This window comes from Aurantimonas sp. Leaf443 (assembly GCF_001425575.1).
Lineage (GTDB): Bacteria > Pseudomonadota > Alphaproteobacteria > Rhizobiales > Rhizobiaceae > Leaf443.
Genome location: NZ_LMRD01000006.1, coordinates 679,925 through 705,867 on the forward strand (window position 1 = coordinate 679,925; position 25,943 = coordinate 705,867).

A 25,943-nucleotide genomic window follows, 5' to 3' on the forward strand; every position below is an offset into this window, starting at 1 on the left:
ATCGCCACCTTGTCCCGCACCGTCGATATCGAACGTCTGGCCGACATCCTGCGCGAGGCCGCGCTCGCCGAGATCATGCCGCGCTTTCGCAACCTTGCCGAAGGCGATATCCGCCAGAAGACCTCCGCGACCGATCTCGTGACCGAAGGCGACGAGATGGCCGAGCGGCACATCAAGGCGCGCTGCCGCGAGATCTGGCCGGAGGCCCTGTTCGTGGGCGAGGAATCGGTCGCCGCCGACCCGGCACTGCTGGAGCGGCTGAAGGGCGCCGATCTCGCCATCGTCGTCGATCCGATCGACGGGACGGCGAATTTCGCCGCCGGCGTGCCGCTCTTCGCCGTCATGGCCGCCGTGGTCGAGAAGGGCCGCACGGTCGGCGGCATCATCTACGATCCGCTCGGCGAGGACTGGATGATCGCCGAGAAGGATGCTGGCGCGTGGCAGCGGGGCGTCCTGGGCCCGCTCAAGCGGCTGGAGGTGGCGCAGGAAATTCCGCTCTCTGAGACGATCGCCTGCGGCAGCACGACCTTCCTGCCGCCGGCGGAGCGGCGCGCCATGCAGATGCAGCTCGCCTCCGTGAAGATCGTCGGCAACTACCGCAATGCCGGCCACGAATACCGGCTGCTCGCCTCGGGCGGCGCGCATTTCTGCTTCTATTCCAAGCTGATGCCCTGGGACCATCTGCCCGGCGCCCTCATCGTGGAGGAGGCCGGCGGGGCCGTGTCGCTGGCCGACGGATCGCCCTATCACGGCGCCGGGACGCATGAGGGCTTCCTCATCGCCGCCTGCGGCCGGCAGACGCTGCAGGCGGCACGGGACCTTCTGGTGCCCCGCGTCTGACCACAGCGCCCAGGCGGCCCGGGAGAGCCGCCCGCGATGAATGTGTCTCGTCCCGCGCGGACGCGCTCTATTCGGCGGGATGCCCTCCGAGCTTCGCGGAAGCTGCCTCCCCCTCGTGATGGGGCTGGAAGAGCCGCCCCTCCGCCGCCAGCACGCAGAGCGTGGCGCCGGTGGAAAGCGCGAGGAAGCCGATCAGCATCGGCACCACCGTGCCGTCGTAGAAATAGCCGATCAGCGCACCGAAGAGACCGCCGCCGAAGGTCTGCATGAAGCCGAGCACGGACGAGGCCGTGCCGGCGACATGGCCGAGCGGGTCCATGGCGAGCGCGTTGAAATTCGTGCCCACGAAGCCGAACAGGCAGAAGTTCACCGTCATCAGCGGTACGAAGAGCCAGATCGGCGCGGCGCCGCCATAGGCCAGCGCCAGCGCCAGATGGATCGCGGCGAGGGCGATGAAGCCGATGAGCGCGCCATGCGAGAGGCGACGCATGCCGAAGCGCTGGACGAGGCGCGAATTCACGAAGGACGAGGCGGCCATGAAGATCGCGGTGGCCGAGAAGACGAGCGTGAAGCTCGGGCCGAGGCCGTAGACGCCGGTATAGAGCTGTTCCGCCTGGTTGATGAAGCCGAAGAGCACGCCGAAGATCAGGGCCGTCGCGATCGTGTAGGCGAAGGCGACGCGGTTGGTCAGAACCGTGCGGAAGGCCTCGATCGTGCGCTTGGCCGTCAGCGGGCGCCGATCTTCCGGATGCAGCGTCTCGGGCAGGCGCAGCGCCACCCAGATCGTCACCGCTGCGCCGAAGGCGGCGACGACAACGAAGATCTCGCGCCACGTGCCGAACAGCATGATCGCCTGCCCGATATTCGGTGCGACGACGGGAATGGCCATGAAGACCATCATGACGAGCGACATGACGCTGGCCATGCGGCGGCCGCCGAAACAGTCGCGCACGACCGACACGGCGATGACGCGGGTGGCGGCCGCGCCGATGCCCTGCGCGGCGCGCAGCGCCAGCAGCGCCTCGAAGGTCGGCGCGAAGATCGCGGCCACCGACGCGAGGATGTAGACGCCGAGCCCGAAGAACAGGACGGGACGGCGCCCGAACCGGTCCGAAAGCGTGCCGTAGAGGATCTGCGCCGCGCCGAAGCCCAGGATGTAGGACGTGATGACGAATTGCCGGCGGTTCTCGTCCTCGACCCCGAGGGCGGCCCCCATCTGCTGAAGCGAGGGGATGAACACGTCGATCGCCGCCGCGTTCAGGGCCATCAGGCAGGCGATCATCGTCACGAGCTCCCAATAGGGGAGCCCGCGCGTGACGGAATTTTCCGGCGCGTCGGACATTTCGACCTCGTTCGTCGTGAGACCTTCGACCTACGCGCCGCCAAGCGAAAAAGCAATCTAGCTTATCATATTCCCGGCTAGCATCCGCCAAGCCCGAAGCGGACCGTCGATGCCTCTCGCACCCGAAACGAAAGAAGGCCCGCCATGGTGGCAGGCCTTCCGAATTTTTCCTCCGAGCGGTGTGCCCGGCTCAACCCTGCGCGCCGACCTTGGCTTCGGTCGAGACGCCCTTCTCGTCGAGAAAGGTCTTCAGCTCGCCCGCCTGGAACATCTCGCGCAGGATGTCGCAGCCGCCGACGAACTCGCCCTTCACGAAGACCTGCGGCACGGTCGGCCACTGCGTGTAGTCCTTGATGCCCTGGCGGATCTCGTCCGAGGAGAGGACGTTCACGCCCTTGTACTCCACGCCCATGTAATCGAGAATCTGCACGACCTGACCGGAGAAACCGCACTGGGGGAAGGCCGGCGTGCCCTTCATGAAGACGACGACGTCGTTGGTCTTCACCTCGTTGTCGATCCAGTCCTGAATTCCGCTCATGGGTCCGTCCTGTTCAAGGAGACGCCGCCACGCGGCGGTCGAAGTCGGGCCGTGCTGCAAGCGCGATGCCCATGTGGAGCCTACATACTGTGTCGGGCGCGCGCTTTGAAGGGGGCGCCCGTTTCGGCGCGGTCGGCGCCCGCCGTCAGGTGCGCGGCATCGGGGGCCGCTCGAGACCGGCCAGCCGCATGGTGGTCTGATAGTGCTCGCTCAAGCGGTTCAGGATGTTGTTCCCGGCGAGGACGAGATCGCACTTGACCTCCTCGACGTCCCGATCGATCCGGTCGAACCCCTCGCGCATGTCGCGCTCCAGCCGGCCGAGCAGTTCCTGCTGGCGCAGAATGAGGTCGAGCATCTGGCTTTGCCGCAGGTCGAAGCGGCGCAGGAGAGCCAGCATATGGCTCGTCGTGGTGGTCTCCGTGCCGCTCATCGCCGAACTCCCCGCGTCGCCGTCCGAAGCCTATTTCGGCACGCTCGTCTGCAGCGCCAGCGCGTGGAGCACGCCGCCCATATTGCCACGCAGCGCCTCGTAGACCATCTGGTGCTGCTGCACGCGGGACTTGCCGCGGAAGCTCTCGGCGACGACCTCCGCCGCGTAATGGTCGCCGTCGCCGGCGAGATCGCGGATCGTCACCACGGCGTCCGGAATCCCGTCCTTGATCATCGTCTCGATGTCGCGGGCATTCATGGCCATGCTGCGTCTCTCCGTCTGGGGCCGTCTACCGTGCCCGTCTGAGGGCAAGGATAAGGTCTCGCGGGCGCCTCGACAATCGAGGCGCCCCGTTTCTTCACGCGGCCGCGGCCGGCTCGACCACGGTGCCGGACATGAAGTCCGGGAACCAGCTCTCATGCGCGACGGTGAGGTCGGCGACGGAGACGTCGACATAGGGCGCGATGCCGAGCCGGTCGCCCTGCGCCACGCCGAGTTCGCGCAAGGGAACGCCCGCCGCCTCGGCCGAGCGCACGACCGTGCCGGCATGGGCGGGATCGATGGCGATCACGTAGCGCGCCTGATCCTCGCCGAAGAGGAGGGCGTGGCCGTAGCCCTCGCCGACCTTCACCTGCATGCCGAGGCCGGAGGCCATGCACATTTCCGCCAGCGCGACGGCGAGCCCGCCGTCCGAGAGATCGTGGCAGCCGAGCGCCAGCCTGCCGCGGATGAGGCCGCGCACGAAGTCGCCGTGGCGCTTCTCGGCCTCGAGATCGACATGGGGCGCCGCCCCGTCCTCGCGGCCCTCGATCTCGCGCAGGTAGATCGAGCTGCCGAGATGGCTGCCGTCGGCGCCGACGAGGAAGAGGATGTCGTGCTCCTTCATGCCGCCGATCGTTGCCATGCGGGTGCGGTCCTCGATGAGGCCGACGCCGCCGATCGTGGGCGTCGGCAGGATCGCCTTGCCGTGGGTCTCGTTGTAGAGCGAGACATTGCCCGAGACGATCGGAAAGCCGAGCGCGGTGCAGGCCGCGCCGATGCCCTCGATGGCCTTGACGAAATGGCCCATGATCTCCGGCTTCTCGGGATTGCCGAAATTGAGGTTGTCGGTGGCGGCCAGCGGCTCGGCCCCGACCGCCGTCAGGTTGCGCCAGCATTCGGCGACGGCCTGCGCGCCGCCCTCGAACGGATCGGCCTCGCAGTAGCGGGGCGTCACGTCCGAGGAGAAGGCGAGGGCCTTGGTCGGGTGGCCGTCGACGCGCACGACGCCGGCGTCGCCGCCCGGGCGCTGCAGGGAGTTGCCCTGGATCAGCGTGTCGTACTGCTCGAAGACCCAGCGCCGCGAGGAGATGTCGGGCGAGCCGAGGATCGTCAGGAGCGCCGCGCCGTAATCGCTCTGCTCGTCGAGATCGGCCGGGTGGACGACCGCGGCGGGCTTCGGCTCCACCCAGGGGCGGTCGTATTCGGGCGCCTCGTCGCCGAGCTCCTTGATGGGAAGATTGGCGACTTCGCGGCCCTCGAAGAGGATGCGGAAGCGCAGGTCGTCCGTCGTCCTGCCGACCACGGCGAAATCGAGACCCCATTTGACGAAGATCGCCTCGGCGACGTCCTGGCGCGAGGGCTCCAGCACCATGAGCATGCGCTCCTGGCTTTCGGAGAGCATCATCTCGTACGGCGTCATGCGCGCCTCGCGCACCGGAACCTTGTCGAGATCGAGCTCGATCCCGAGGCCGCCCTTGGCGCCCATTTCCACGGCCGAGCAGGTGAGGCCCGCCGCGCCCATGTCCTGGATGGCGATGACGGCGCCCGTCTTCATGAGTTCGAGGCAGGCTTCCAGCAGGCACTTCTCGGTGAAGGGATCGCCGACCTGCACGGTCGGGCGCTTCTCCTCGATCGTCTCGTCGAACTCGGCCGAGGCCATCGTCGCGCCGCCGACACCGTCGCGGCCGGTCTTGGCGCCGAGATAGACGACGGGCAGGCCGACGCCCTTGGCCTCGGAGTAGAAGATCGCGTCGGTCCTGGCGAGACCGGCGGCGAAGGCGTTGACGAGGCAGTTGCCGTTGTAGCGCGGGTGGAAGTTCACCTCGCCGCCGACGGTCGGCACGCCGAAGGAATTGCCGTAGCCGCCGACGCCGGCGACGACGCCCGCCACGAGATGGCGCGTCTTGGGATGATCGGGCGCGCCGAAGCGAAGCGCGTTCATCGCCGCGATCGGCCTAGCGCCCATGGTGAAGACGTCGCGCAGGATGCCGCCGACGCCCGTCGCCGCGCCCTGGTAGGGCTCGATATAGGACGGGTGGTTGTGGCTCTCCATCTTGAAGACGACGCAGAGCCCGTCGCCGATATCGACGACGCCGGCATTCTCGCCCGGCCCCTGGATGACGCGCGCACCCTTGGTCGGCAGCGTGCGCAGCCAGCGCTTGGAGGACTTGTAGGAACAGTGCTCGTTCCACATGGCCGAGAAGATGCCGAGCTCGGTGATGGTCGGCTCGCGCCCGATGAGCGAGAGGACGCGCTCGTACTCGTCGGGTTTCAGGCCGTGGCTCGCCACGAGGTCCGGCGTGATCTTGGGTTCGGCGCTCATCTGGTCTTCCTGTCTGCCAAGTGCCTGCCTGTTAGCATTGCGGGGCTCCGCGACAAAGCCCGCAACGCCATTGCGGGCGTGCAAGGGCGGACTCTCTGCCGCACGGTCATGCCCTTGCCGGGAAAGGGGGCAGGTGATTTGCTCATGGGCAGTCCGGAGCAGCGAGGGAGGTGGCGGTGCGACGGTTCCTGAAGGCAGGTTTGGCGGCCGTCCTGGCCGGCGCGTCGCTCGGCGCGTCTCCGGCGCTCGCCGTGTTCTCCGGCGACATGAGCCCGAAGGTGCGCTCGGGCGATTCCGATTACGCGGACGGCGTCGAGGCCTTCGACGAGAAGGACTGGCCGGCGGCCATCACCGCCCTGTCGAAGGTCGTCGCGCGCCGGCCCCATCACGACAATGCCTGGGCGATGCTCGGCTTCTCCTTGCGCAAGAGCGGCAATTACGAGCGCTCGCTCGACGCCTATGGCCGCTCGCTCTCCATCAACCCGACGAACCGCGCGGCGATGGAATATCTGGGCGAGGCCTATCTCGATCTCGGGCGGGTGCGCGACGCGAAGATCCTGCTGATCCGGCTCGCCAACGAATGCACGCGCGTGGCGCTGACCTTCTCGGACGGCGACTTCAAGGACGGCTGCACCGAGTTCAAGGTGCTGGACGCCGCGATCAAGGCCTACGAGCTCGACCCGCGGGCGCCGGTGAAATCCGAGCCCTTGCCCTGGTGAGTCAGCCGCGCCGCGCCGCCACGAAGGCGAGCGAGCGCGCGGCGCAGGGGCGCGTGTCCGCCGCGCGCCGGTAGACGAGCGTGTCGTCGTCGACCTGCGAGATGGCGCTGCCGTCGAGGCGTCTTTGCAGGACGATCATCGCCAGATCGTAGCCGCCGCCCTTCTTCGCCGAGCGAAGGCATACGCCGTAGCCCCCGCCCGTTTCCGGCGTCACGAAGCGGGTCGCACGCTCGGAGGCACGCCGGCGGAAGACGGCGCCGGCCGTGGCGGTGACATAGGCGATCTCGGCCGGGCTGAAGCCCGTGCCGGTCTGCGCCATCAGCATCGTTTCGTCGGGCGAATCGGCCGGCAGGGGCTCGGCTTCGGTCGAGGCGGCCGGCCCGCCGACCGGGGCTTGCGGCAGAGGCACGAAATCGGCGAGCGGCAGGGCGCGGTCCGTGCCCGCGCAGGCCGTGAGCGAAAGCTGCGCGAGTGCCAGCGCGCTGCAGAGCGGCAGGAGAAGGAGACGCCGCGTCATGGCTCAGGCCGCGCAGTCCGAGGTGCCGGAGCGCCAGCGGCCGAGGTCGGCGTCGATGCGGGCGGCGACGGGCTTGTCGAGCAGCGGACCGTACCAGGAGACCTCGCCGGACCCCGCTCGACCCTCGACGACGAGGAGAGGCCGGGCCTCGATCCGTCCGCGCGGGACGAGAAGAAAGCGCGGCCGGCCGGAGAAGGAAGAGAGTTCGGGCGCCAGACTGTAGGCCTGGAAGGCCGGATCGCCCGACTTGAACCAGCAGCGGTTGGCGGCGAGCGTCAGGCGCTCCATCCGGTCGAGCCCGGTATCGGCGCGCGGAGCGGCGACGGGCGCGGCCGGCCGGTCCTGCGGGCGGGGACTGCCGCAAGCCGAGAGGGATGCGGCGCAGAGCCCCAGCAGCAGGACGGTCGCGTTCAAGAGCCTTCCCTGCGGCATCGATCAGGCCGCGACGCGCTGCGTGCCGAAGATCACGCTCTCGAAGAGCGCGCGCCCGTCCGTGCAGCCGTGCTCGGGCTCCACGAAGTTCTCCGGATGCGGCATCATGCCGAGGACGTTGCCCCGGGCGTTGACGATGCCGGCGATGTCGCGCACGGCGCCGTTCGGGTTGGTGCCGTCGGCATAGCGAAAGACGACCTGATTCTCGCCTTCGAGGCGCTCCAGCGTCTGCGCGTCGGCGAAATAGTTGCCGTCGTGATGGGCGACCGGGTTGCGGATGATCTGGCCGGCGGAATAGCGGCGGGTGAAGATCGTGTCCGCGTTGGTCACTTCGAGCTTCACCTCGCGGCAGACGAATCGCAGCGTCGAGTTGCGCATCAGCGCGCCCGGCAGAAGGCCGGCCTCGCACAGGATCTGGAAGCCGTTGCACACGCCGATGACGGGCACGCCGCGCCCGGCCGCCTCGGCCACGGCCCGCATGACGGGCGAGCGGGCCGCGATGGCGCCGCAGCGCAGGTAGTCGCCGAAGGAGAAGCCGCCGGGCACGACGACGAGGTCGACATCGGGCAGGCTTGTCTCGGTCTGCCAGACGGTCCGCGGCGCCGTGCCCGCGATGTCCGTCAGCGCCGCGATCATGTCGCGGTCGCGGTTGAGCCCGGGAAGGAGGACGACGGCGGTTTTCATGGGTCGAGCTTCTTCGTTGCTGCGGACTGTATCGGGGGCGGCGGACGACATGCCTGCGAAGGGCGGCCGTCCCCGTCCAAGGTCATTGCGGCGAGCGCTCGGATCATGCCGCGCGCTCTTTTCGCCTTCAGGCGATCTCGACCGAGTAGTTCTCGATCACCGTGTTGGCGAGCAGCTTGTCGCACATATCCGACAGATGCGTCCGGGCGGTCTCGGCGTCCTCGCCGTCGATCTCGACGTCGAAGACCTTGCCCTGCCGAACCGAGGCGACGCCGGCGAATCCGAGATTGCCGAGCGCGCCTTCGATGGCCTTGCCCTGGGGATCGAGAACGCCGTTCTTGAGCGTGACGACGATGCGGGCCTTGATCACGAAATTCGCCTGTCCCTTGAGTAGACCAGTTTCAGAGCCGGTGCCGGCTGCTTGGAGGCTCGACGCCGCCTTACTTGACCAGCACCGGCCCCGTGGGGCGGGGCGGCTCGTTCTCGTTCATGATGCCGAGCCGGCGCGCGACTTCCTGATAGGCCTCGACGAGGCCCCCCATGTCGCGGCGGAAGCGGTCCTTGTCCATCTTCTCCTGCGTCTGCACGTCCCAGAGACGGCACGAGTCGGGAGAGATCTCGTCGGCGACGATGATGCGCATCATGTCGCCCTCGAACAGGCGGCCCGTCTCCATCTTGAAGTCGACGAGCTGGATGCCGACGCCGAGGAAGAGGCCAGAGAGGAAATCGTTGACGCGGATGGCGAGCGCCATGATGTCGTCGATTTCCTGGGGCGTCGCCCAGCCGAAGGCCGTGATGTGCTCCTCGGAGACCATCGGGTCGTCGAGCGCGTCGGCCTTGTAGTAGAACTCGATGATCGAGCGCGGGAGGACGGTGCCTTCCTCCATGCCGAGACGCTTGGCGAGCGAGCCGGCCGCGATGTTGCGCACCACCACCTCGAGCGGGATGATCTCGACTTCCTTGATCAGCTGCTCGCGCATGTTGAGCCGGCGGATGAAGTGCGTCGGGATGCCCATCTTGTTCAGGTGGGAGAAGATGTATTCCGAGATGCGGTTGTTGAGGACGCCCTTGCCGTCGACGATCTCGTGCTTCTTCTTGTTGAAGGCGGTGGCGTCGTCCTTGAAGAACTGCACCAGCGTGCCGGGCTCGGGACCCTCGTAAAGGATCTTGCCCTTGCCTTCGTAGATCCGGCGGCGACGTGTCATCGTTAAGCTCTATCGTGAATGGGAGGTGCGCCGGCTGGCCGGCGGCCGAAAACGGGCAACGACTGCGGCCGTGAATAGACCAAACGTGCCGTCATAACAATTGCCCCAGCCTGAAGTCGTGCCGCGGGCGGGGGATATCAAGGCGCGCGGGGCCCGCGTCCGTCGTCCCGGCCTTCCCCCTTCGGCGCATGGCCCCTAGTCTATGGCGGCAGATGCGGCGCCCCGATCGGCGCCGGCACGCAACAGGGGAGACGGACATGTCGCTGATGGATCGCGAGCGCGATTTCGAGAACCGCTACGCGCACGACCAGGAACTGCGGTTCCGCATCGAGGCGCGGCGCAACAAGCTCGTGGGTCTGTGGGCCGCGGAGAAGCTGGGCCTGCAGGGCGAGGAGGCCAACGCCTACGCGCAGGACGTCATCCGCGAGGTGTTCCTGCCCAACGAGGTGGACGTCTTCAAGAAGATCCGCCGCGACTTCGACGCGGCCAAGGTCGAGCAGTCCGACCACCAGATCCGCCGCCATATGGAGGACGCGCTGATGCAGGCGGAAACCGAACTGCAGGCGAGCTGACCGTGACCTTGCCGGACCTGAAAGGACGCCTTGCCGGGGCGGACGGCTCGCCGGGCGCCCTGAGCGCCTGGATCTCCTATCCCGGCCCCGACTATCACGAGGCGCTGCTGCGGGGCGGCTTCGACGCCGTCACGTTCGACCTTCAGCACGGGCTCTGCACGCTCGCCGATGTCGGCGAAGGCGTGGTGCGCGCGCGGCTCGTGGACAAGCCCGTCTTCGTGCGGGTGGCGATCGGCGATCTGTCGGGCGCGGCCCGCTGCATCGATTTCGGCGCCCTCGGCATCATCCTGCCGATGATCGAGACGGAAGAGGACGCCGCTCGCCTCGTGCGGGCGATCAAGTATCCTCCGCTCGGTCAGCGCTCCTACGGGCCGACGCGTGTGGCGCAGCTGAACGGCATGACCGGCCGGGACTATTTCGCCGCCGCCAACGCCGCCGTGCTCGGGCTCGCGATGATCGAGACGCCGGGCGCCGTGGATCAGCTGGACGCGATCCTGCGCGTCGAGGGGCTCGACGGCATCTTCGTCGGCCCGTCGGACCTGTCGATGGCCCTCGGTGCCGCAAAGCCCGAACCCGAGAACGAACGCACGGAACGGGTGATCGAGGAGATCGGCGCGAAGGCGAGGGCGGCGGGCCTCGTCGCCGGCATCTACGCGCTGACGCCCGAGGCCGCGCGCCGCTATCGCGGCTACGGCTACGGGTTCGTCTGCCTCGGCTCGGATGCCGGGCTGATGCTGCAGGCGGCCACGGACGCGTCGAGGGCGGCGCGCCTGTAGGCTCAGGCCGGGGGCGACAGCCGCGCGATGAACTTGCCGAAGGTCAGGAGGCCTTCGGGCCAGGGGCCGTGGCCGCTCTCGGCATTTATGTGCCCCGATTCGCCGGCGTCGACGAAGAGCGAGCCCCAGGCGCCGGCGATGTCCTCGGCGGCGGCGAAGGAGGAGAAGCCGTCGTTGCGGCTTGCCACCACCACGCTCGGGAAGGGCAGCGGATCGCGCGGATAGGGGCCGAAGGTGCGCAGGTGCTTGGGGCGGATCGTCTCGTCGTCGACGTCGGGCGGCGAGACGAAGAAGGCGCCGGCGACGGGACGGGTGAACAGCGGCAGCGCCTTCACCGCCGCCGCCACGCCGAGCGAGTGGCCGACGAGGACGGTCGGCTTCGTGCCCTCGTTCACGGCGTCCGCTATGGCGCGCGCCCAGTCCTCGCAGACGGGCTTGGACCATTCGGCCTGCTCCACGCGTCGCGCCGTGGTGAGCTTTCGCTCCCACCGCGTCTGCCAGTGATTGTCGCAGGAGCCCTTGTATCCGGGCAGGATGAGGATGTCGGCTTCGGAAACGCGCATGGCGGCGCAGATGCGAATGCGGGCCGCAAATGTCAAGCAAGGCGCGCGCGGCGCGACCGTCGCGCTCAAAGCAGCGGGCTGACGAGGCGCGTGGCGTTCTCGGCCACCTTGCGCGCGAAGGACCGGCGCTGCCAGGTCTCCAGATCGAGCGCCCGGCTCTTGGCGAAATAGTCCGCTTCGACCCGGCGCAGGCTCTCCACGGAGCCGCGATCGTAGGCGATGAGCGAGACTTCCGAGTTCAGCTCGAAGGAGCGGCGGTCCATGTTGGCCGAGCCGAACACGGCGATCCCGTCGTCGATGGACAGGTGCTTGGCGTGCAGGAACCGCTCGCGATAGAGGAAGACGCGCACCCCGGCCTCCAGGAGGTCCTCGTAATAGGATTCCTGCGCCAGATCGATCAGGAGGCTGTTCGTCGTGCCCGTGACGAAGAGCACCGTGTCCACGCCCTTGGCGACCGCCGTCGAGAGCGCCTGGAGCAGCGGCTCGTTCGGGATGAAATAGGGCGTGGCCAGAACCACGCGCCGGCGCGCCGTGTGGATGAGATCGGTGAAGAGGATGTCGACGCGCGCGTTCGGATAGTCCGGGCCGGTCGGCATGACCTGCAGGAGCGCGCCGGTCTCGAGATCGGCCTCGGCCGGCGGCGGCATGAGGTCCGCCGTGCCGATGTCCTCGTTCGTCTCGAGGAACCAGTCGCCGATGAACACGGCCTGGAGTTCGAGCACGGCCGGGCCGGTCACCCGCACCATCAGCTCGCGGTAGAAGGTCTTCGGCTCGTATTCGATGCGGTGCATGTTCTGCGAGCCGCACCAGCCGATGCGCCCGTCTATGACGACGATCTTGCGGTGGTTGCGCAGATCGAAGCGCGTCGCCTGGTTCCAGAAGCGCAGGGGCAGGATGAGCGAGACCTCGACGCCCGTGCCGGCCAGGCGCTTCACGATCTTCTTGGAATCGGCCGACGAGCCGACGGCGTCGATGAGCAGGCGGCATTTCACGCCGCGGGCGGCCGCCCGCTCGAGCGCGCTCAGCACCTTGTTGCCGGCTTCGTCGGCCTGGAGGATGTAGAAGGAGAGGTGGGCGTGGTTGCGGGCGCGGTCGATATCGGCGGCGATGCGGTCGACGACGCGGTTGTAGTCGGCGTCGAGGTCGATGGCATTGCCGCGCACGCAGGGCAGGCCGCCGATGCGCTCGACGAGGTCGGCGGTGATGCGATGGCGCGGGCCCAGCCTGTCGGCGCCGCGCAGGTGCTCGCCCTTCAGGTCGCCCAGCGCGCGCTCGACCATGGTGGGCACGGCGGCGAGGCGGTCGTTGCGCCATTTCGGGTGCCTGGCGTGGCCGAACACGTAGTAGACAAGGATCGCCACCCACGGCAGGAAGAAGAACAGGAGAAGCCAGGCCTGCGCGGCCGAGGGCGAGCGGCGGAACGGGATGTAGATGAGGCCGCCGAACACGATGGCCCAGCCGGCCAGCTGCACCAGAAGCGCCACCATCGACCCGTCGAGAAAGGTCAGCGTCAAACGTTTCGTCCCCTCCAGCGACCCCGTTTCGAACGGCTCGTCCGCCATGGCCCGGCGCCGGCCCGCGCCCGCCATGCGCGCCTCCTGAAACCAGGACGGGCGCGAAGCGTTGCCATGGGCCGGACGCGACAGACCTACCGCATGCGCCGGGCAACGCCAGTCCAGAACGGGAAAAGATGACCCGCATCGTCTACGCCAATCTCGGCTACTCGCGCGCGATCGACGGTTCGCTGCGCCACCATGTCGGGCGGCTGCATCATCACCTCTACACGCCGCTGAGTGCGCAGCGGCAGAGCCTCTCCTATGTGCGTCAGCGCATCGAGGCGCTCGACCCCGATCTCTGCTGCCTCGTGGAGATCGACCGCGGTTCGCCGACCAATCGCTATTTCGACCAGTTTCCCGAGCTTCACGGCGGCAGTTTCGGTACGGCGCGGATCGACGGGAAATACGGCGCCGACACCAAGCTGCGCCGGCTGTCGCCGTCCTTCGGCAAGTCCAACGCGTTCTTCTCGCGCGAGAGCGTGGAGGCGAGCGCGCGCTACCTCGCGGTGGGCAAGAAGCGGCTCGTCTACGACATCGACCTGGCGGGAATCCGAGTCCTGCTCGTGCATTTCTCGCTGCGCTACCGCGTGCGCACGGTGCAGATCGCGGAAGTGCGAACCTGGCTCGCCGAGCGGGAGGGGCCGACCGTCGTCATCGGCGACTTCAACGCCTTCCGGGGCCCGCGCGAGCTGGAACCGCTCCTCGACGGGGGCACGCTGTTCCACGCCAACGCCACGGCCGGGCCGACCTTCCGCCTCGGCCCCTGGCGGGCGGCGCTCGACACGTGCCTCCTCTCGAGCGACCTGAAGGACCGGTTCTCGATCGAGGTGATCGACCAGCCCTTCTCCGACCATCAGATGCTCAAGATCGACATCGACGACGCGCTGCGGCAGGCGGCCTGAGCCGCCGCCGCGCCGTCGTCGTCAGGCCTTTCCGAAGACGCGCTCGAAGATCGTCTCGACATGCTTGGTGTGATAGGCGAGGTCGAACTTCTCGCGGATCTCGGCTTCCGAAAGAGAGGCGCGGACCTCCTCGTCCTTCAGGAGCTCGTCGAGGAAATCGACCGAAGCCGCGCCGGCCTGCTGGTAGCTGTCCCAGACCTTCATCGCGTTGCGCTGGACGAGGCGGTAGGAATCCTCGCGGCTGACGCCCTTCTGGGTCAGGGCGAGGAGAATGCGCTGCGAGTGCACGAGGCCGCCGAGCCGGTCCATGTTGCCGGCCATGCGCTCGGGATAGACGAGCAGCTTGTCGACGACGCCGGTCAGCCGCGCCAGGGCGAAGTCGAGCGTGATCGTGGCGTCCGGCGCGATGTAGCGCTCGACCGAGGAATGCGAGATGTCGCGTTCGTGCCAGAGGGCGACGTTCTCCATCGCCGGCATGGCGTAGGAGCGCACCATGCGGGCCAGGCCGGTGAGGTTCTCGGTGAGGACCGGGTTGCGCTTGTGGGGCATGGCCGAGGAGCCCTTCTGGCCCGGCGAGAAATACTCCTCCGCCTCCAGAACCTCCGTGCGCTGCAGGTGCCGGATCTCGGTGGCGAGGCGCTCGATGCAGGAGGCGACGACGCCGAGCGTCGCGAAATACATCGCATGCCGGTCGCGCGGGATGACCTGCGTGGACACCGGCTCGACGGAAAGGCCGAGCGCGCCGGCCACATGCGCCTCGACGCGCGGATCGATATTGGCGAAGGTGCCGACCGCGCCGGAAATGGCGCAGGTGGCGATCTCGGCGCGCGCGGCCAGAAGGCGGGCGCGGCAGCGGTCGAACTCGGCATAGGCGAGGGCGAGCTTCACGCCGAAGGTGACGGGCTCGGCATGGATGCCGTGGCTGCGGCCGATCGTGACCGTGTCCTTGTGCTCGTAGGCCCGGCGCTTCAAGGCGGCCAGCAGCGCGTCCACATCCTCGATCAGGAGATCGGTGGCGCGGGCCAGCTGCACGCTGAGGCAGGTGTCGAGCACGTCCGACGAGGTCATGCCCTGGTGCACGAAGCGCGCGTCCGGGCCGACGAACTCGGCGAGATGGGTCAGGAAGGCGATGACGTCGTGCTTGGTCGTGCGCTCGATCTCGTCGATGCGCTCGACGTCGAAGACGGCCGCGTTGCCCTTCTCCCAGATCGTGGCCGCGGCGTCCTTCGGGATGACGCCGAGCTCGGCCAGCGCGTCGCAGGCATGCGCCTCGATCTCGAACCAGATGCGGAACTTGGTCTCCTGCGACCAGATCGAGACCATCTGCGGGCGGGCATAGCGGGGGATCATCGGCGAAGCGTCTCGTGGAAGGGGAATGGACGGGATCGCGCGCGGTGTAACGGACGGGATCGCGCGCGGTGTAACAGAGCCGGCCGGGGGGCTCAATCGAGCGCGAGCGGCACCGCGAGGAAGCGAAGGTCCGGGCCCTCGAAGCCGACACGCTTCACGCCGACGAGGACGACGCCGACGCGCGAGCCGCCGGCGGTGTCCGCGACCCGGATCTCCGACAGGCGATAGTCGAGCGCGCAGGCGCGCGAGGCCGGCAGCGTCTGGTTCTCGTGGAGCACCACGGCGCTCTCGCCGGGCCGGGTCGCGACCCTGACGAGCCGGAACCCGTAGACCGTGTCCGTCATGCCCGCGCAGTCGCTGCCGGCGCCCAGCGGAATCGGTTCGAGCCGGATCTCGATGTCCCTGTCCGGGCTCGGCTCGATGGGGCGCGGCCGGAACACGGCGCGATAGGGATCGGCCGAGAGTTCCGTCGCCGGGTTCGAGACCAGGAGGCGGCCCGGATTGTCCTGCGGCGCATGGGCGGCAAAGAGCGCGGCGGCCGACCGGCGGGCGGTCTCGCGCGCGGTCTGCGGCGTCGCGCCGTCCTCCTCCAGCCGGACCCGGATCGGCGAGGGCGGCAGGACGGCGTCCGCGGCGAGGTCGACGAAGACGATGTCGGCATAGGGAAAGCCGGACCCGTCCTGGATGCCGGACTGACCGAAGGCGTAGACGCGCCCGTCGGCCGAGAAGCCGAAGGACTCGAGGTCCGCGAAATCGCCGGCCGGCGCCTTCGTGGCCGCAAGGGCGAAGGCCGCCGTGAGGGCCAGAAGGGCGAGCCGGGCGCCGGTCACAGCGCGCTCCACACCGGCACGGTGTCGTCTGGCGCCGATGTCGCGGCGAAGACGCCTCGGGCGATGGCGCGGGCCATGGTGGCGGTCGCGGCGGCCGCGAGTTCGATCCGGTCGACGCCGTCCGGCGAAACGCCGCTGCCGCCGGTGGCGAGCGCGAAGACGAGGTCGCCGTCATAGTCGGTGTGGCTCGGCCAGAGCGCCTGCGTGAACCCGTCATGGCCGGCGACGGCCAGCCGCTTGGCGCCGCCCTTGTCGAGGCATGCGTCGGTGGCGAGGATCGCGATGGTCGTCGCGGCGCCGACGACGGGTCGCGCGAATTTCGTGCGGGGAACGTCCATGTCCTGCGGGAGGACGGACGGCCAGCCGAGGCCGCCGAACTCCTGCCCGATCTCGAAGGGGGCGGCGCGGAAATGGCGGCTCGTCCCGGCGAGCGCCGAGCCGAGCGCGTTCACGGCGACCAGCGCGCCGACGGTGATGCCGTTCGCCAGGACCGTCGAGGCCGAGCCGAGCCCGCCCTTCAGCCCCGCCGTCGTCGCGCCGAGCCCAGCGCCGACGCTGCCGATGGCGAAGCGTTCGGCCGCGCCTTCGGCGGCGGCGAAGCCGAACTCGCGATAGGGCGAATGAAGGCCCCAATCCTTGTCGCCGCCATTGGCGAGGTCGAAGAGGATCGCGGTCGGCACCAGGGGCACGCGCTGGCCCGCCACCGCGAAGCCGCGGCCCGCCCGGCGCAGGAAGGACTGCACGCCGCCGGCGGCATCGAGCCCGAAGGCCGAGCCGCCCGACAGGACGAGCGCGTCGATGCCGGTGACGAGCTTGTCGGGCGCCAGCAGTTCCGTCTCGCGCGTGCCCGGGGCCCCGCCGAGGATTTCGACGGCCGCGGCGGCCGGGCGGTCGAGGAGGAGGACGGTCGTGCCGCTCTTCAGCCGCTCGTCGCCGGCATGGCCGACCGTCAGCCCGGGAATGTCGGTGATGAGGTTGCGTGGACCGCTCTTCCAGTGGGCCATGACGTCAGCTCGCTCCGGCTTCGGTGAAGCGCTCGTCTTCCCAGCGGAAGGCGCGGTAGAGGTCGAGGGTCGAATCGCCCTTCGCATCGAACCGGATGGGGCCGAGGACGGTGCGGAACGTCGCGCCGGACAGGATTTCGGGCAGTGGGCGGTCGAGGTCGCGCGCCTGCCCGATCGTCTGGAGGGCGATCTCCGTCGCCGCGAAGGCCGGCCCGTAATAGCCGTAGGGGCCGGGTTCGGCGGCGTCCGGGTCCTCCGGCGTGCCGGCCGGGCGCAGTTCGGGGAAGCGGTTCTTGGGGCCGACGGCGATCGTGCCTGCGGGAAGCGGCAGGGCCGGGTCGCCCTCGTCGAAGAGCTTCTCGCCGCCGACGATCTCCAGCGCCAGTCCGTTGGAGGCGGCGTCGCGGGCGATGGTGGCGACGTCCGGCCGTTCGCCGACGACCAGGAAACGCGTGACGCCGCTGCGCTGGAGACGGCGGACGAGGCCGAACTGTTTCTCCTCCGCCGGCCGGAAGGTCTCGAGGATGGAGGGTTGCAGGCCCTGTTCGGAGAGGAGCCGGCGGACCGTGTCCACCAGCGTCCGCGCCTCGATGGAGCCGTCCTCGACGAGGCCGAAGGGCTGATCCGTCCAGCGCGCGACGATGGTGCGCGCGAGCGCGCTCGCCTCGGCATCGGAGCGCGGCGCGACGCGCCAGACGAGATGGCCGGTGCGGGCGCGCTCGTCGGTCAGGCGATTGGCCCGCACGCCGACGTTGAGCGTCGGAATGCCGGCCGCCTGCAGGATCGGCAAGGCGGCCTCGATCTCCTCCGAGCACAGGAAGCCGACGACGATCTCCACCTTCTCCGCCACGAATCGCTCGGCCGCCGCACGCCCGCCCTCGGCCGTGCAGGCCGTGTCGGCTTCCACGAGACGCGGCACCGCGTCCGGGCCGAGACGCGCGGCCGCCGCCCGCACGCCGTCGGCGATCTGCCGGCCGAGAAGCGCCTGCGCGCCCTCCAGCGGCGCGGCGATGCCGATGGCGGCCGGCGCGCCACGATCCTGGCCGAGGGCCGGCGCCGCCGGGAGCCCCGCGACCTGCGCCACGACGAGACTGAGGAAGAGAAGGTTACGCATCTTGAAGCCTGATGTAGAATGACGCGGCGCGAAAGACGAGAGCGCGTGATCGCGTCGCGGTCTTCGAAGCCGTTCGCGCGCCGCGCGCTCGCCGGGGTGCGCGAACGGAGGTGGCGCCCTATATCGAGCCATGGGCGGCGCCGCGACCTCCGCATGCCGCCGCCACGCCTTCGGACGGATCTCGACTTGCTGACGCTCTCCACCATCGATCCGGCACGGTTCCGCAGTGCCATGAGCCGCTTCCCAGCGGCGGTGTGTCTCGTGACGACGGACGGCCCGGCGGGGCGGCGCGGCCTTACCGTCTCCTCGGTCGCCCCCGTCTCCGACGATCCGGCGACGCTGCTCGTGTGTCTCAACACGGCGAGCGTGGCGAACGAGAAATTCGTCAAGAACGGCAACTTCGCCGTCAGCGTCCTCGGCGTCGAGACGGAAGCCGTGGCGCGGGGTTTCGCGGGCGAGGGGAAGCTCGAGTCCGACGCGCGCTTCGCGCTCGGGGCGTGGTCCGCGCTGGAGACGGGCGCGCCGCTTCTCGACGGCGCGCTGATCGGCTTCGACTGCCGGCTGACCGGGTCGAGCACCGTCGCCACCCATCGCATCCTCATCGGCACGGTGGCCGCCATCCGAATGGGGCCGGCCTCGCCCTCTTTGGTCTATCTCGACCGGCAATATCGCAGCCTCTAGTCTCGCCGCTCGCCCGAACGGGAAGGACAGATATCCAGTGACCGCCACGCTGCCCCAATCGATCGACGAGACCGCCCGCCTCCTGGACGAAGGCGGCTACGTCGCCGACCGCGCGCTGGCGACCGTCCTCTTCCTGTCCCTGAAGATGGGCCGTCCGCTCTTCCTCGAAGGCGAGGCCGGCGTCGGCAAGACCGAGATCGCAAAGGTTCTGGCCCATGCGCTCGGGCGGCCGCTGATCCGGCTGCAATGCTACGAGGGGCTCGACGTCTCCTCGGCGCTCTACGAATGGAACTATGCCGCGCAGATGATCGAGATCCGCCTGCGCGAGGCGTCCGGCGACACGTCGAAGGATGCCACGCGCTCCGAGATCTTCTCCGAGCGATTCCTGATCCGGCGCCCGATCCTGCAGGCGCTGGAGGGAGAGCCGGGGCGGGCGCCCGTGCTCCTCATCGACGAGCTGGACCGCACGGACGAGGCCTTCGAGGCCTTCCTCCTCGAGATCCTCTCCGACAATCAGGTCACGATCCCCGAACTCGGCACGATCCGCGCCGCCGAGCCGCCGATCGTCATCATCACCACCAATCGCACGCGCGAGATCCACGACGCGTTGAAGCGGCGCTGCCTCTATCACTGGGTCGACTACCCGGACGCCCAGCGCGAACTCGCGATCGTCAGGCGCAAGGCGCCGAACGCCAATGCGGACCTTGCCGCCGAACTCGTCGCCTTCGTGCAGCGTCTGCGCGGGATCGACCTGTTCAAGTCGCCGGGCGTCGCCGAGACGATCGACTGGGCGAACGCGCTGACCGAACTCAACGCGCTCGCCCTGGACCCGGCGCATGTCTCCGATACGCTCGGCGTTCTCCTGAAGTACCAGGACGACATCCAGCGCATGGAGCGCGGCGAGGGGCGCGAGATCCTGGCCGACGTGAAGCGCGAGCTGGCGAAGGCCTCCTGAGATGCGGTCGGGCGAAGCTCCGGGCGAGGCCGACCCGCAGGGCAAGCTCGCCGACAATATCGCCTATTTCGCCCGCGCCCTGCGCAAGGCCGGTCTGAAGCTCGGCCCTTCGGCGACGCTGGACGCGATCGAGGCCGTGAAGGCGGCGGGGCTCTCGACGCGCGACGACTTCTACTGGACGCTCCACGCCGTCCTCGTCTCGCGCCGCGAGGACGACGCGGTCTTCTCCGAAGCCTTCCGCCTGTTCTGGCGCTCGCGCGATCTCATCGAGAAGATGATCGCGATGTTCTCGCCGCGCGCGCCCGAGCGGCCCGCCGCGCCCGAGAAGAAGCGCGCCGGCGAGAGCCGGGCCGCCGACGCCTTCTTCGAAGGCGCCAGGGACCGCGTCACGCCGCAGGAGCGGCCGGAGGTCGAGATCGATTCGAGCCTCACCGTCTCGGGCAACGAGGTGCTGCGGCAGAAGGATTTCGCCCAGATGACCGCCCGCGAGGTGGAGGAGGCGCGCCGCGAGATCGGCCGGCTGCGCCTGCCCGCCGACCTCGTCTTGACGCGCCGGTTCCGGCCGGACGCCAGGGGCGAGCGGATCGACCCGCGCGCCATGATGCGGGCCTCCATGCGCACGGGCGGCGACCTCGTTCTGCCGAAATTCCGCACGCGGCGCGCGGTGCATCCCCCGCTCGTCGTCATCGCCGACATTTCCGGCTCGATGACCCAGTACACCCGCATCGTCCTGCATTTCCTGCACGCGCTCACCGAGAAGCGGCGCCACGTGCACACGTTTCTCTTCGGCACGCGCCTCACCAACGTGACGCGCCAGATGCGCCGCAAGGACCCGGACGAGGCGCTGGCCGACTGCGCCGAGGCCGTGAAGGACTGGTCCGGCGGCACGCGCATCGGCGAGGCGCTGCGGCTGTTCAACCATGGCTGGTCACGCCGCGTGCTGACGCAGGGCGCCGTGGTGCTGCTCATCACGGATGGGCTGGAGCGCGACTCGATCGAGGATCTGGAAGCGGAGATGGAGCGGCTGCACAAGTCGTGCCGCAAGCTGATCTGGCTGAACCCGCTGCTGCGCTTCGACGGGTTTTCGGCCCGCGCCAAGGGCGTGCGGGCCATGCTGCCGCATGTCGACGAGTTCCGTTCGGTTCATTCGCTGGAGGCGATCGAGGCGCTCTGCCGGGCGTTGGGGCCGGACGGCGACCGGATCGCCGATCCCCGCGCCTGGCTGCAGGCCGCCGACCGCGCGGCGGCGTGATGCGGCCTTTCGAAGGAGACACGCCATGAGCGACGCCATTCGCGACCTCGACGTCCTGACCACCGCGGAGGCCTGGGCGCGGGAAGGGCGGCGCATCGCGCTCGCCACCGTCGTGGAGACCTGGGGGTCCGCGCCGCGCCCGACGGGCAGCCATCTCGTCATCGACGCGGCGGGCAATTTCGAAGGCTCGGTCTCGGGCGGCTGCGTGGAGGGCGCGGTGGTCGCCGAGGCCGTCGACGTGATCGAGGCGGGCCGGCCGAAGATGCTCGAGTTCGGCGTCGCCGACGAGACGGCCTGGCGCGTCGGCCTCTCCTGCGGCGGGCGCATCCGCGTCTTCGTCGAACCCGTCGCCGGAGCCCTCTGATGGAGGCCTCGCTCCTCCAGGCGTTGAACGGCGAGCGGGCGGCCCGCCGCGCCGCGGTTCTCGTCACCGACGTCTCGACCGGCCGCCAGCGCCTCGTGCGCGAGGCCGCGATCGCGGCCGATCCCCTGGCCGATGCGGTCGGCAAGGTGCTGCGCAGCGGCAAGTCGCAGATGGTGGCGGGGCCGGAAGGCGAGATCTTCCTCAACGCCCATCTGCCGCCGCCGCGCATCGTCGTGATCGGGGCCGTGCATGTGAGCCAGGCGCTCGCGCCGATGGCGCGGCTGGCCGGCTACGATGTCGAGATCGTCGATCCGCGCACCGCCTTCGCGACGCCCGAGCGCTTCGAGGGCGTGACGCTGCATGCCGAATGGCCGCAGGACGTTCTCGCCGCGCGCCCGCTCGACGCCTATACCGCGCTCTGCGCCATCACCCACGACCCGAAGATCGACGATCTCCCGCTGATCGAGGCGCTGAAGGCCGGCTGCTTCTATGTCGGCGCGCTCGGCAGCCGGAAGACGCATGCCGGCCGCGTCGAGCGCCTGATGCAGGCGGGCGTCGCCGAGTCGGCGCTGGCTCGGATCGAGGCGCCGATCGGTGCCGATATCGGGGCCTCGACGCCCGGCGAGATCGCCGTCGCGATCCTCGCCTCCGTCATCGAGGCCTTCCGCAAGCGCAAGATGTTCGCCGAGCGACGCGGCGAGACGCCCGCCGCATGAGGTTCGGGCCGGTCTCCCTCGACGCTGCCGAAGGCGCCATCCTCGCCCATTCGCAGGCGACGCCCTCCGGCCGCGTGAAGAAGGGGGCACGGCTCGGGACGGCCGAGATCGCGGCCTTGCGCGACGCGGGCCTGACCGAGGTCGTCGCCGCCACCCTTGCCGACGGCGACCTGACGGAGGACGAGGCGGCCGGCCGCATCGGTGCCGCTCTCGCCTTGGGCGGCCTGCGGGCGGGCCCGGCCACGACCGGCCGCGTCAATCTCTTCGCCGAGGCAGCCGGCCTGTTCCTGGCGGACCGGGCCCAGGTGGACGCGGTGAACGCCGTGGACGACGCGATCACCCTCGCGACGCTGCCGGACCATGCGAGCGTGGACGAAGGCCGCATGGTCGCGACGGTCAAGATCATTCCGCTCGCCGTGCCCGGCGCCTCGGTGGCGAGGGTGCTGGCCGTTCTCGGCGAAGGGCCGGCCTTCCGCCTCGCGCCGTTCCGCCCGCGCGGCGTCGCGCTCGTCCAGACCGAGCTTGCGACCGTCAAGCCCAGCGTCCTCGACAAGACGCGCGCCGTCACGGAAGCGCGGCTGGCCGCGTCCGGCTCGCGCATCGTCTGCGAGCGGCGCTGCGCGCACGAGCGCGACGCGCTGGCGGCCATGCTTTTTCTGCCGGAGGTCGCGGCCGCCGACCTCGTCCTCGTCTTCGGCGCCTCCGCCGTCATCGACGCGGCGGACGTCATTCCGGCCGCGATCGAGGCGGCGGGCGGTTCCGTCGCCCATCTCGGCATGCCCGTCGATCCCGGCAATCTCCTGCTTCTGGGCGAGATCGACGGCCGTCCTGTGCTGGGGGCGCCCGGCTGTGCGCGCAGCCCGAAGGAGAATGGGTTCGACTGGGTGCTCGACCGGCTCCTCGCCGATCGTCCGGTTCTCGGAGACGACATCCGGCGCATGGGAGTCGGCGGGCTCCTGATGGAGATCGCCAGCCGCCCGCAGCCCCGCGAGGCGGGCGAGGCGGACGACGAGCCGGGCGGCGGCGAAGGGCGGATCGACATCGTTCTCCTCGCGGCCGGGCGCTCGTCGCGCATGGGCGGCACGAACAAACTGCTTCAGACCTTCGGCGGCGAACCTCTCGTCCGGCGCTCCGCACGCACGGCCCTCGATGCGCTCGGCCGGCTCGGCGAAAGGGGCGGCACGTTGCGGATCGTCACCGGCGCGTCGCGCGCGGAGATCGCGGCCGCGCTCGAGGGCGTCGAGGCCGAGCGGCTCGACAATCCCGATGCCGCAGCCGGGCTCTCGACCTCGCTGAAGCTCGGTTTCTCCGCGAGCGTCGCCGCCGGCGCCGCGGGCGTTCTCGTGATGCTCGCGGACCAGCCGCTGCTGACGGCCGAGGACCTCCTGACGCTCGCCGACGCGTTCGAGCCGGTCGGCGAGGGATCGATCGTGGTGGCGACCGATCGCGGCCGGCGCGCCAATCCCGTCATCCTCTCCGGCCGCTTCGCCCCGCTCGTCGCCGCTCTGTCCGGCGATGTCGGCGCGCGGGACATCGTCGCGGGGCACCGCGACCTCGTGCGCGAGGTGGAGCTGGGAACCGCCGCCGGGCTCGACGTGGACACGCCGCAGGCCATGGACGAGGCGCTGGCGCTCTTCGAGACCGGCGCAGACCGCTGACGCCCGCGCCCGCGCGTCGCAGTTGAAGGCGCGGCCGGGTGACGCATCTCCCCGCCGACGCAACACGGAAGGACGCACGGCATGGGGCGCTACATCATCTTCGGCGGCGGGGGCGGCATCGGTTCGGCCACGGCGGCTCGGCTCGCCGAGGAAGGGCACACGCTCGTTCTGGCCGGGCGCAACGAGGCGACGCTCCGGCAGGCCGCGGACGGGATGGGCGCGGAGATCGTCGTCTGCGACATTCTCGACGACGCCGCCATCGCGGCGGCCGCCGAGACGGTCGAAGGTCCGCTCGACGGTCTCGCCTATGCCGTCGGCACGATCAACCTGAAGCCCTTCGCCAAGCTCACCGAGGCGGATTTCCTCAACGACTTCCGCGTGAACGCGCTGGGTGCTGCCAAGGTGGTTCAGGCCTTCCTGCCGCATCTGACGGCGGCGCGCGAGGGGGCGAGCGTCCTCCTCTTCTCCACCGTGGCCGTCGAGCAGGGCTTCGCCGCCCATGCTTCCATCGCCATGGCGAAGGGGGCCGTGGTGGGGCTGATGCGCAGCCTCGCGGCCGAACTTGCGCCGCAGGTGCGGGTCAACGCCATCGCGCCCTCGCTGGTCGCCACGCCGCTCGGCCGCACCGTGGCCGGCAACGAGCGGATGGAGGAGGCCATCGGCAAGATGCATCCGCTGCCGCGGATCGGACAGCCCGAGGATGTCGCGGCACTGGCGAGCCTTCTCCTGACGCCCGCGAGTTCCTGGATCACGGGCCAGGTGTTCGGCGTCGACGGCGGACGCTCAACCCTTCGCACCCCGAAGAGCTGACGGCCGTGCCGAGCCTGCGTTTCGTTCTGGGCGACCAGCTCAGCCGCGATCTCTCCTCGCTGCGCGACCTTCAGGACGGCGATATCGTGCTCATGGTCGAGGTGGGCGAGGAGGCGACCTATGTGCGCCATCACCAGCGCAAGATCGCCTTTCTCTTCTCCGCCATGCGCCATTTCGCGGCGGATCTGCGCGAACGCGGCGTCGCCGTCGACTACGTGACGCTGGACGACGGCGAGAATGCCGGTTCCTTCACCGCCGAACTCAAACGCGCTGTCGCCCGGCACAGGCCGGAGCGCGTCGTCGTGACCGAGCCCGGCGAGTGGCGCGTGATGGAGATGATGGAGGCCTGGGAGAAGGAGGTCGGCTGTCCCGTCGACATCCGGCCGGACACGCGCTTCCTCTGCACCCACGCGCAGTTCGGCGCCTTCGCGCAAGGCGCGCGCGGCCTGCGCATGGAGAATTTCTACCGGCTCATGCGCCGGCGCACGGGCTATCTGATGGTCTCGGCGGACGAGCCGGTCGAGGGGCAGTGGAATTTCGACCATGACAACCGCAAGCCCCTGCCGCGCCGGCTGGAGGCGCCGGGGCGGCCGAGCTACGCGGTGGACGAGACGACGAGCGACGTGCTCGCCCTGGTCGGCCAGCGCTTCGGCAATCATTTCGGATCGCTCGACGATTTCGACCATCCGGTGACGCGGCGACAGGCGCTGCACTACCTGAATTGGTTCGTGACGACGGCGCTGCCGACCTTCGGCGACTACCAGGACGCCATGCGCCAGGGCGAGCCGCTGCTCTTCCACTCCCACCTGTCCGCCCTCATCAATTGCGGCCTGCTCGATCCGCGCGAGGCCTGCCATAGGGCGGAAGACGCCTACAAGGCGGGCGAGGCGCCGATCAACGCGGTGGAAGGCTTCATCCGCCAGATCATCGGCTGGCGCGAATTCGTGCGCGGCATCTACTGGCGCCACATGCCGGACTATGCCGACGCCAACGCGCTGGACGCGCAGCGGCCGCTGCCGGATTTCTTCTGGACGGGGGAGACGAGCCTGAACTGCCTCGCGCAATGTTTCGCCGAGGTGAAGGCCAGCGCCTACAACCACCATATCCAGCGGCTGATGGTGATCGGCAATTTCAGCCTGCTCGCCGGGCTGGAGCCCAAAGCGGTGCAGGAGTGGTATCTCACCGTCTATCACGACGCCTACGAATGGGTGGAAATGCCCAATGTCGTCGGCATGATCCTCTTCGCCGACGACGGGCTCTTCGCCTCCAAGCCCTATGCCGCGTCCGGCAACTACATCGACAAGATGTCGGACTATTGCGGCGCCTGCACCTATTCGCCGAAGATCAAGACGGGCGAGGGCGCCTGCCCGTTCAACTACCTCTACTGGGACTTCATGGCGCGCAACGCGCCGAAGCTGCGGGGGAACCACCGGCTGGCGCGCGTCTACGCCACGCTCGACCGCATGGACCAGAAGAAGGTCGCCGATGCGCGCCGGGATGCGGCGGCCTTTCTGGACGCTCTTCCGGTCGGCGGCGACTACTGAGCCGG

Annotated in this window: 29 protein-coding genes; 13 read left to right on the forward strand and 16 right to left on the reverse strand. The window is 69.5% G+C overall.

Features of this window, described 5'->3' with window-relative positions:
• Positions 1–9: 9 nt before the first annotated feature.
• On the forward strand, positions 10–840 hold the full coding sequence (locus ASG48_RS07825; protein ID WP_055847574.1) for an inositol monophosphatase family protein: 831 nt from the start codon (positions 10–12) through the stop codon (positions 838–840).
• Between the two features lie 67 nt (positions 841–907).
• Here the strand turns inward: ASG48_RS07825 and ASG48_RS07830 are convergent, their stop codons facing one another.
• From ASG48_RS07830 to purL, 5 genes are all read right to left on the reverse strand, one after another.
• Positions 908–2,182, reverse strand: coding sequence for a multidrug effflux MFS transporter (locus ASG48_RS07830; RefSeq protein WP_055847576.1), 1,275 nt, complete (start codon positions 2,180–2,182; stop codon positions 908–910).
• 190 nt (positions 2,183–2,372) lie between these two features.
• Entirely contained in the window at positions 2,373–2,720 is a 348-nt protein-coding gene (grxD, locus tag ASG48_RS07835) for a Grx4 family monothiol glutaredoxin (RefSeq protein WP_055847579.1), read from the reverse strand.
• 145 nt (positions 2,721–2,865) lie between these two features.
• The gene (locus ASG48_RS07840; protein ID WP_055847582.1) at positions 2,866–3,150 is read right to left on the reverse strand and encodes a hypothetical protein; all 285 of its coding nucleotides are present in this window, start codon (positions 3,148–3,150) and stop codon (positions 2,866–2,868) included.
• Between the two features lie 30 nt (positions 3,151–3,180).
• Entirely contained in the window at positions 3,181–3,414 is a 234-nt protein-coding gene (locus ASG48_RS07845) for a BolA family transcriptional regulator (protein WP_055847583.1), read from the reverse strand.
• Positions 3,415–3,508: 94 nt separating this feature from the next.
• Positions 3,509–5,734 carry a phosphoribosylformylglycinamidine synthase subunit PurL gene (gene purL / locus ASG48_RS07850; RefSeq protein ID WP_055847586.1) on the reverse strand — a complete coding sequence of 742 codons (2,226 nt, stop codon included), beginning with the start codon at positions 5,732–5,734 and terminating at the stop codon, positions 3,509–3,511.
• Between the two features lie 176 nt (positions 5,735–5,910).
• On the opposite strand from purL, the gene ASG48_RS07855 reads away from it, so the two are divergent.
• Positions 5,911–6,453 (forward strand): tetratricopeptide repeat protein, encoded by a 543-nt coding sequence (locus ASG48_RS07855; protein ID WP_156381501.1) that lies wholly within the window; start codon positions 5,911–5,913, stop codon positions 6,451–6,453.
• A gap of 1 nt (position 6,454) precedes the next feature.
• Here the strand turns inward: ASG48_RS07855 and ASG48_RS07860 are convergent, their stop codons facing one another.
• From ASG48_RS07860 to purC, 5 genes are all read right to left on the reverse strand, one after another.
• Positions 6,455–6,970: a hypothetical protein gene (locus tag ASG48_RS07860; protein ID WP_055847593.1), complete on the reverse strand. Its 516-nt coding sequence runs from the start codon at positions 6,968–6,970 to the stop codon at positions 6,455–6,457.
• 3 nt (positions 6,971–6,973) lie between these two features.
• Complete coding sequence (locus ASG48_RS07865; protein WP_244486813.1) at positions 6,974–7,384, reverse strand: hypothetical protein; 411 nt, start codon at positions 7,382–7,384, stop codon at positions 6,974–6,976.
• Between the two features lie 21 nt (positions 7,385–7,405).
• Positions 7,406–8,086 (reverse strand): phosphoribosylformylglycinamidine synthase subunit PurQ, encoded by a 681-nt coding sequence (gene purQ / locus ASG48_RS07870; protein ID WP_055847599.1) that lies wholly within the window; start codon positions 8,084–8,086, stop codon positions 7,406–7,408.
• Between the two features lie 127 nt (positions 8,087–8,213).
• The gene (purS, locus tag ASG48_RS07875; RefSeq protein ID WP_055847602.1) at positions 8,214–8,456 is read right to left on the reverse strand and encodes a phosphoribosylformylglycinamidine synthase subunit PurS; all 243 of its coding nucleotides are present in this window, start codon (positions 8,454–8,456) and stop codon (positions 8,214–8,216) included.
• Positions 8,457–8,526: 70 nt separating this feature from the next.
• Positions 8,527–9,291, reverse strand: coding sequence for a phosphoribosylaminoimidazolesuccinocarboxamide synthase (purC, locus tag ASG48_RS07880; protein ID WP_055847604.1), 765 nt, complete (start codon positions 9,289–9,291; stop codon positions 8,527–8,529).
• Between the two features lie 257 nt (positions 9,292–9,548).
• Here purC and ASG48_RS07885 point away from each other — a divergent pair, with 257 nt between their 5' ends.
• A complete protein-coding gene (locus ASG48_RS07885; RefSeq protein WP_055847606.1) occupies positions 9,549–9,863 on the forward strand; it encodes a DUF1476 domain-containing protein in 315 nt (104 codons plus the stop codon).
• 2 nt (positions 9,864–9,865) lie between these two features.
• Positions 9,866–10,639, forward strand: coding sequence for an aldolase/citrate lyase family protein (locus tag ASG48_RS07890; RefSeq protein WP_162243914.1), 774 nt, complete (start codon positions 9,866–9,868; stop codon positions 10,637–10,639).
• Positions 10,640–10,641: 2 nt separating this feature from the next.
• Here ASG48_RS07890 and ASG48_RS07895 read toward each other — a convergent pair whose 3' ends face one another.
• Together ASG48_RS07895 and cls are read right to left on the reverse strand one after the other, a co-directional pair.
• Complete coding sequence (locus ASG48_RS07895) at positions 10,642–11,202, reverse strand: alpha/beta hydrolase (protein WP_055847611.1); 561 nt, start codon at positions 11,200–11,202, stop codon at positions 10,642–10,644.
• A gap of 65 nt (positions 11,203–11,267) precedes the next feature.
• Complete coding sequence (gene cls / locus ASG48_RS07900) at positions 11,268–12,716, reverse strand: cardiolipin synthase (protein ID WP_244486815.1); 1,449 nt, start codon at positions 12,714–12,716, stop codon at positions 11,268–11,270.
• A 176-nt stretch (positions 12,717–12,892) separates the two neighbouring features.
• Here cls and ASG48_RS07905 point away from each other — a divergent pair, with 176 nt between their 5' ends.
• Positions 12,893–13,660, forward strand: coding sequence for an endonuclease/exonuclease/phosphatase family protein (locus ASG48_RS07905; protein ID WP_055847613.1), 768 nt, complete (start codon positions 12,893–12,895; stop codon positions 13,658–13,660).
• A gap of 21 nt (positions 13,661–13,681) precedes the next feature.
• On the opposite strand, the gene purB is transcribed toward ASG48_RS07905, so the two are convergent.
• The 4 genes from purB to ASG48_RS07925 all read right to left on the reverse strand — a co-directional run bounded on the left by purB (position 13,682) and on the right by ASG48_RS07925 (position 17,958).
• Positions 13,682–15,010 (reverse strand): adenylosuccinate lyase, encoded by a 1,329-nt coding sequence (purB, locus tag ASG48_RS07910; RefSeq protein WP_055847616.1) that lies wholly within the window; start codon positions 15,008–15,010, stop codon positions 13,682–13,684.
• 92 nt (positions 15,011–15,102) lie between these two features.
• On the reverse strand, positions 15,103–15,852 hold the full coding sequence (locus tag ASG48_RS07915; protein WP_055847619.1) for a DUF2259 domain-containing protein: 750 nt from the start codon (positions 15,850–15,852) through the stop codon (positions 15,103–15,105).
• Complete coding sequence (locus tag ASG48_RS07920; RefSeq protein WP_055847623.1) at positions 15,837–16,844, reverse strand: P1 family peptidase; 1,008 nt, start codon at positions 16,842–16,844, stop codon at positions 15,837–15,839. Before ASG48_RS07920 ends, ASG48_RS07915 begins: the two co-directional genes overlap by 16 nt.
• Positions 16,845–16,848: 4 nt before the next feature.
• Positions 16,849–17,958 (reverse strand): branched-chain amino acid ABC transporter substrate-binding protein, encoded by a 1,110-nt coding sequence (locus ASG48_RS07925; protein WP_055847626.1) that lies wholly within the window; start codon positions 17,956–17,958, stop codon positions 16,849–16,851.
• A 186-nt stretch (positions 17,959–18,144) separates the two neighbouring features.
• Here ASG48_RS07925 and ASG48_RS07930 point away from each other — a divergent pair, with 186 nt between their 5' ends.
• The 8 genes from ASG48_RS07930 to ASG48_RS07965 all read left to right on the forward strand — a co-directional run bounded on the left by ASG48_RS07930 (position 18,145) and on the right by ASG48_RS07965 (position 25,938).
• Positions 18,145–18,639, forward strand: a complete 495-nt coding sequence (locus tag ASG48_RS07930) for a flavin reductase family protein (protein WP_244486817.1) — start codon at positions 18,145–18,147, stop codon at positions 18,637–18,639.
• 37 nt (positions 18,640–18,676) lie between these two features.
• A complete protein-coding gene (locus ASG48_RS07935) occupies positions 18,677–19,594 on the forward strand; it encodes a MoxR family ATPase (protein WP_055847629.1) in 918 nt (305 codons plus the stop codon).
• 1 nt (position 19,595) lies between these two features.
• Positions 19,596–20,846, forward strand: coding sequence for a VWA domain-containing protein (locus ASG48_RS07940; protein WP_055847632.1), 1,251 nt, complete (start codon positions 19,596–19,598; stop codon positions 20,844–20,846).
• Between the two features lie 25 nt (positions 20,847–20,871).
• The gene (locus ASG48_RS07945; protein ID WP_055847635.1) at positions 20,872–21,210 is read left to right on the forward strand and encodes an XdhC family protein; all 339 of its coding nucleotides are present in this window, start codon (positions 20,872–20,874) and stop codon (positions 21,208–21,210) included.
• Complete coding sequence (locus ASG48_RS07950; protein ID WP_055847637.1) at positions 21,210–21,926, forward strand: XdhC family protein; 717 nt, start codon at positions 21,210–21,212, stop codon at positions 21,924–21,926. Before ASG48_RS07945 ends, ASG48_RS07950 begins: the two co-directional genes overlap by 1 nt.
• A complete protein-coding gene (locus ASG48_RS07955; RefSeq protein WP_055847640.1) occupies positions 21,923–23,584 on the forward strand; it encodes a molybdopterin-binding/glycosyltransferase family 2 protein in 1,662 nt (553 codons plus the stop codon). Before ASG48_RS07950 ends, ASG48_RS07955 begins: the two co-directional genes overlap by 4 nt.
• A gap of 81 nt (positions 23,585–23,665) precedes the next feature.
• The gene (locus tag ASG48_RS07960; protein WP_055847643.1) at positions 23,666–24,394 is read left to right on the forward strand and encodes an SDR family oxidoreductase; all 729 of its coding nucleotides are present in this window, start codon (positions 23,666–23,668) and stop codon (positions 24,392–24,394) included.
• Positions 24,395–24,399: 5 nt separating this feature from the next.
• Positions 24,400–25,938 (forward strand): cryptochrome/photolyase family protein, encoded by a 1,539-nt coding sequence (locus ASG48_RS07965; protein ID WP_082529312.1) that lies wholly within the window; start codon positions 24,400–24,402, stop codon positions 25,936–25,938.
• The last annotated feature ends 5 nt before the right edge of the window (positions 25,939–25,943 follow it).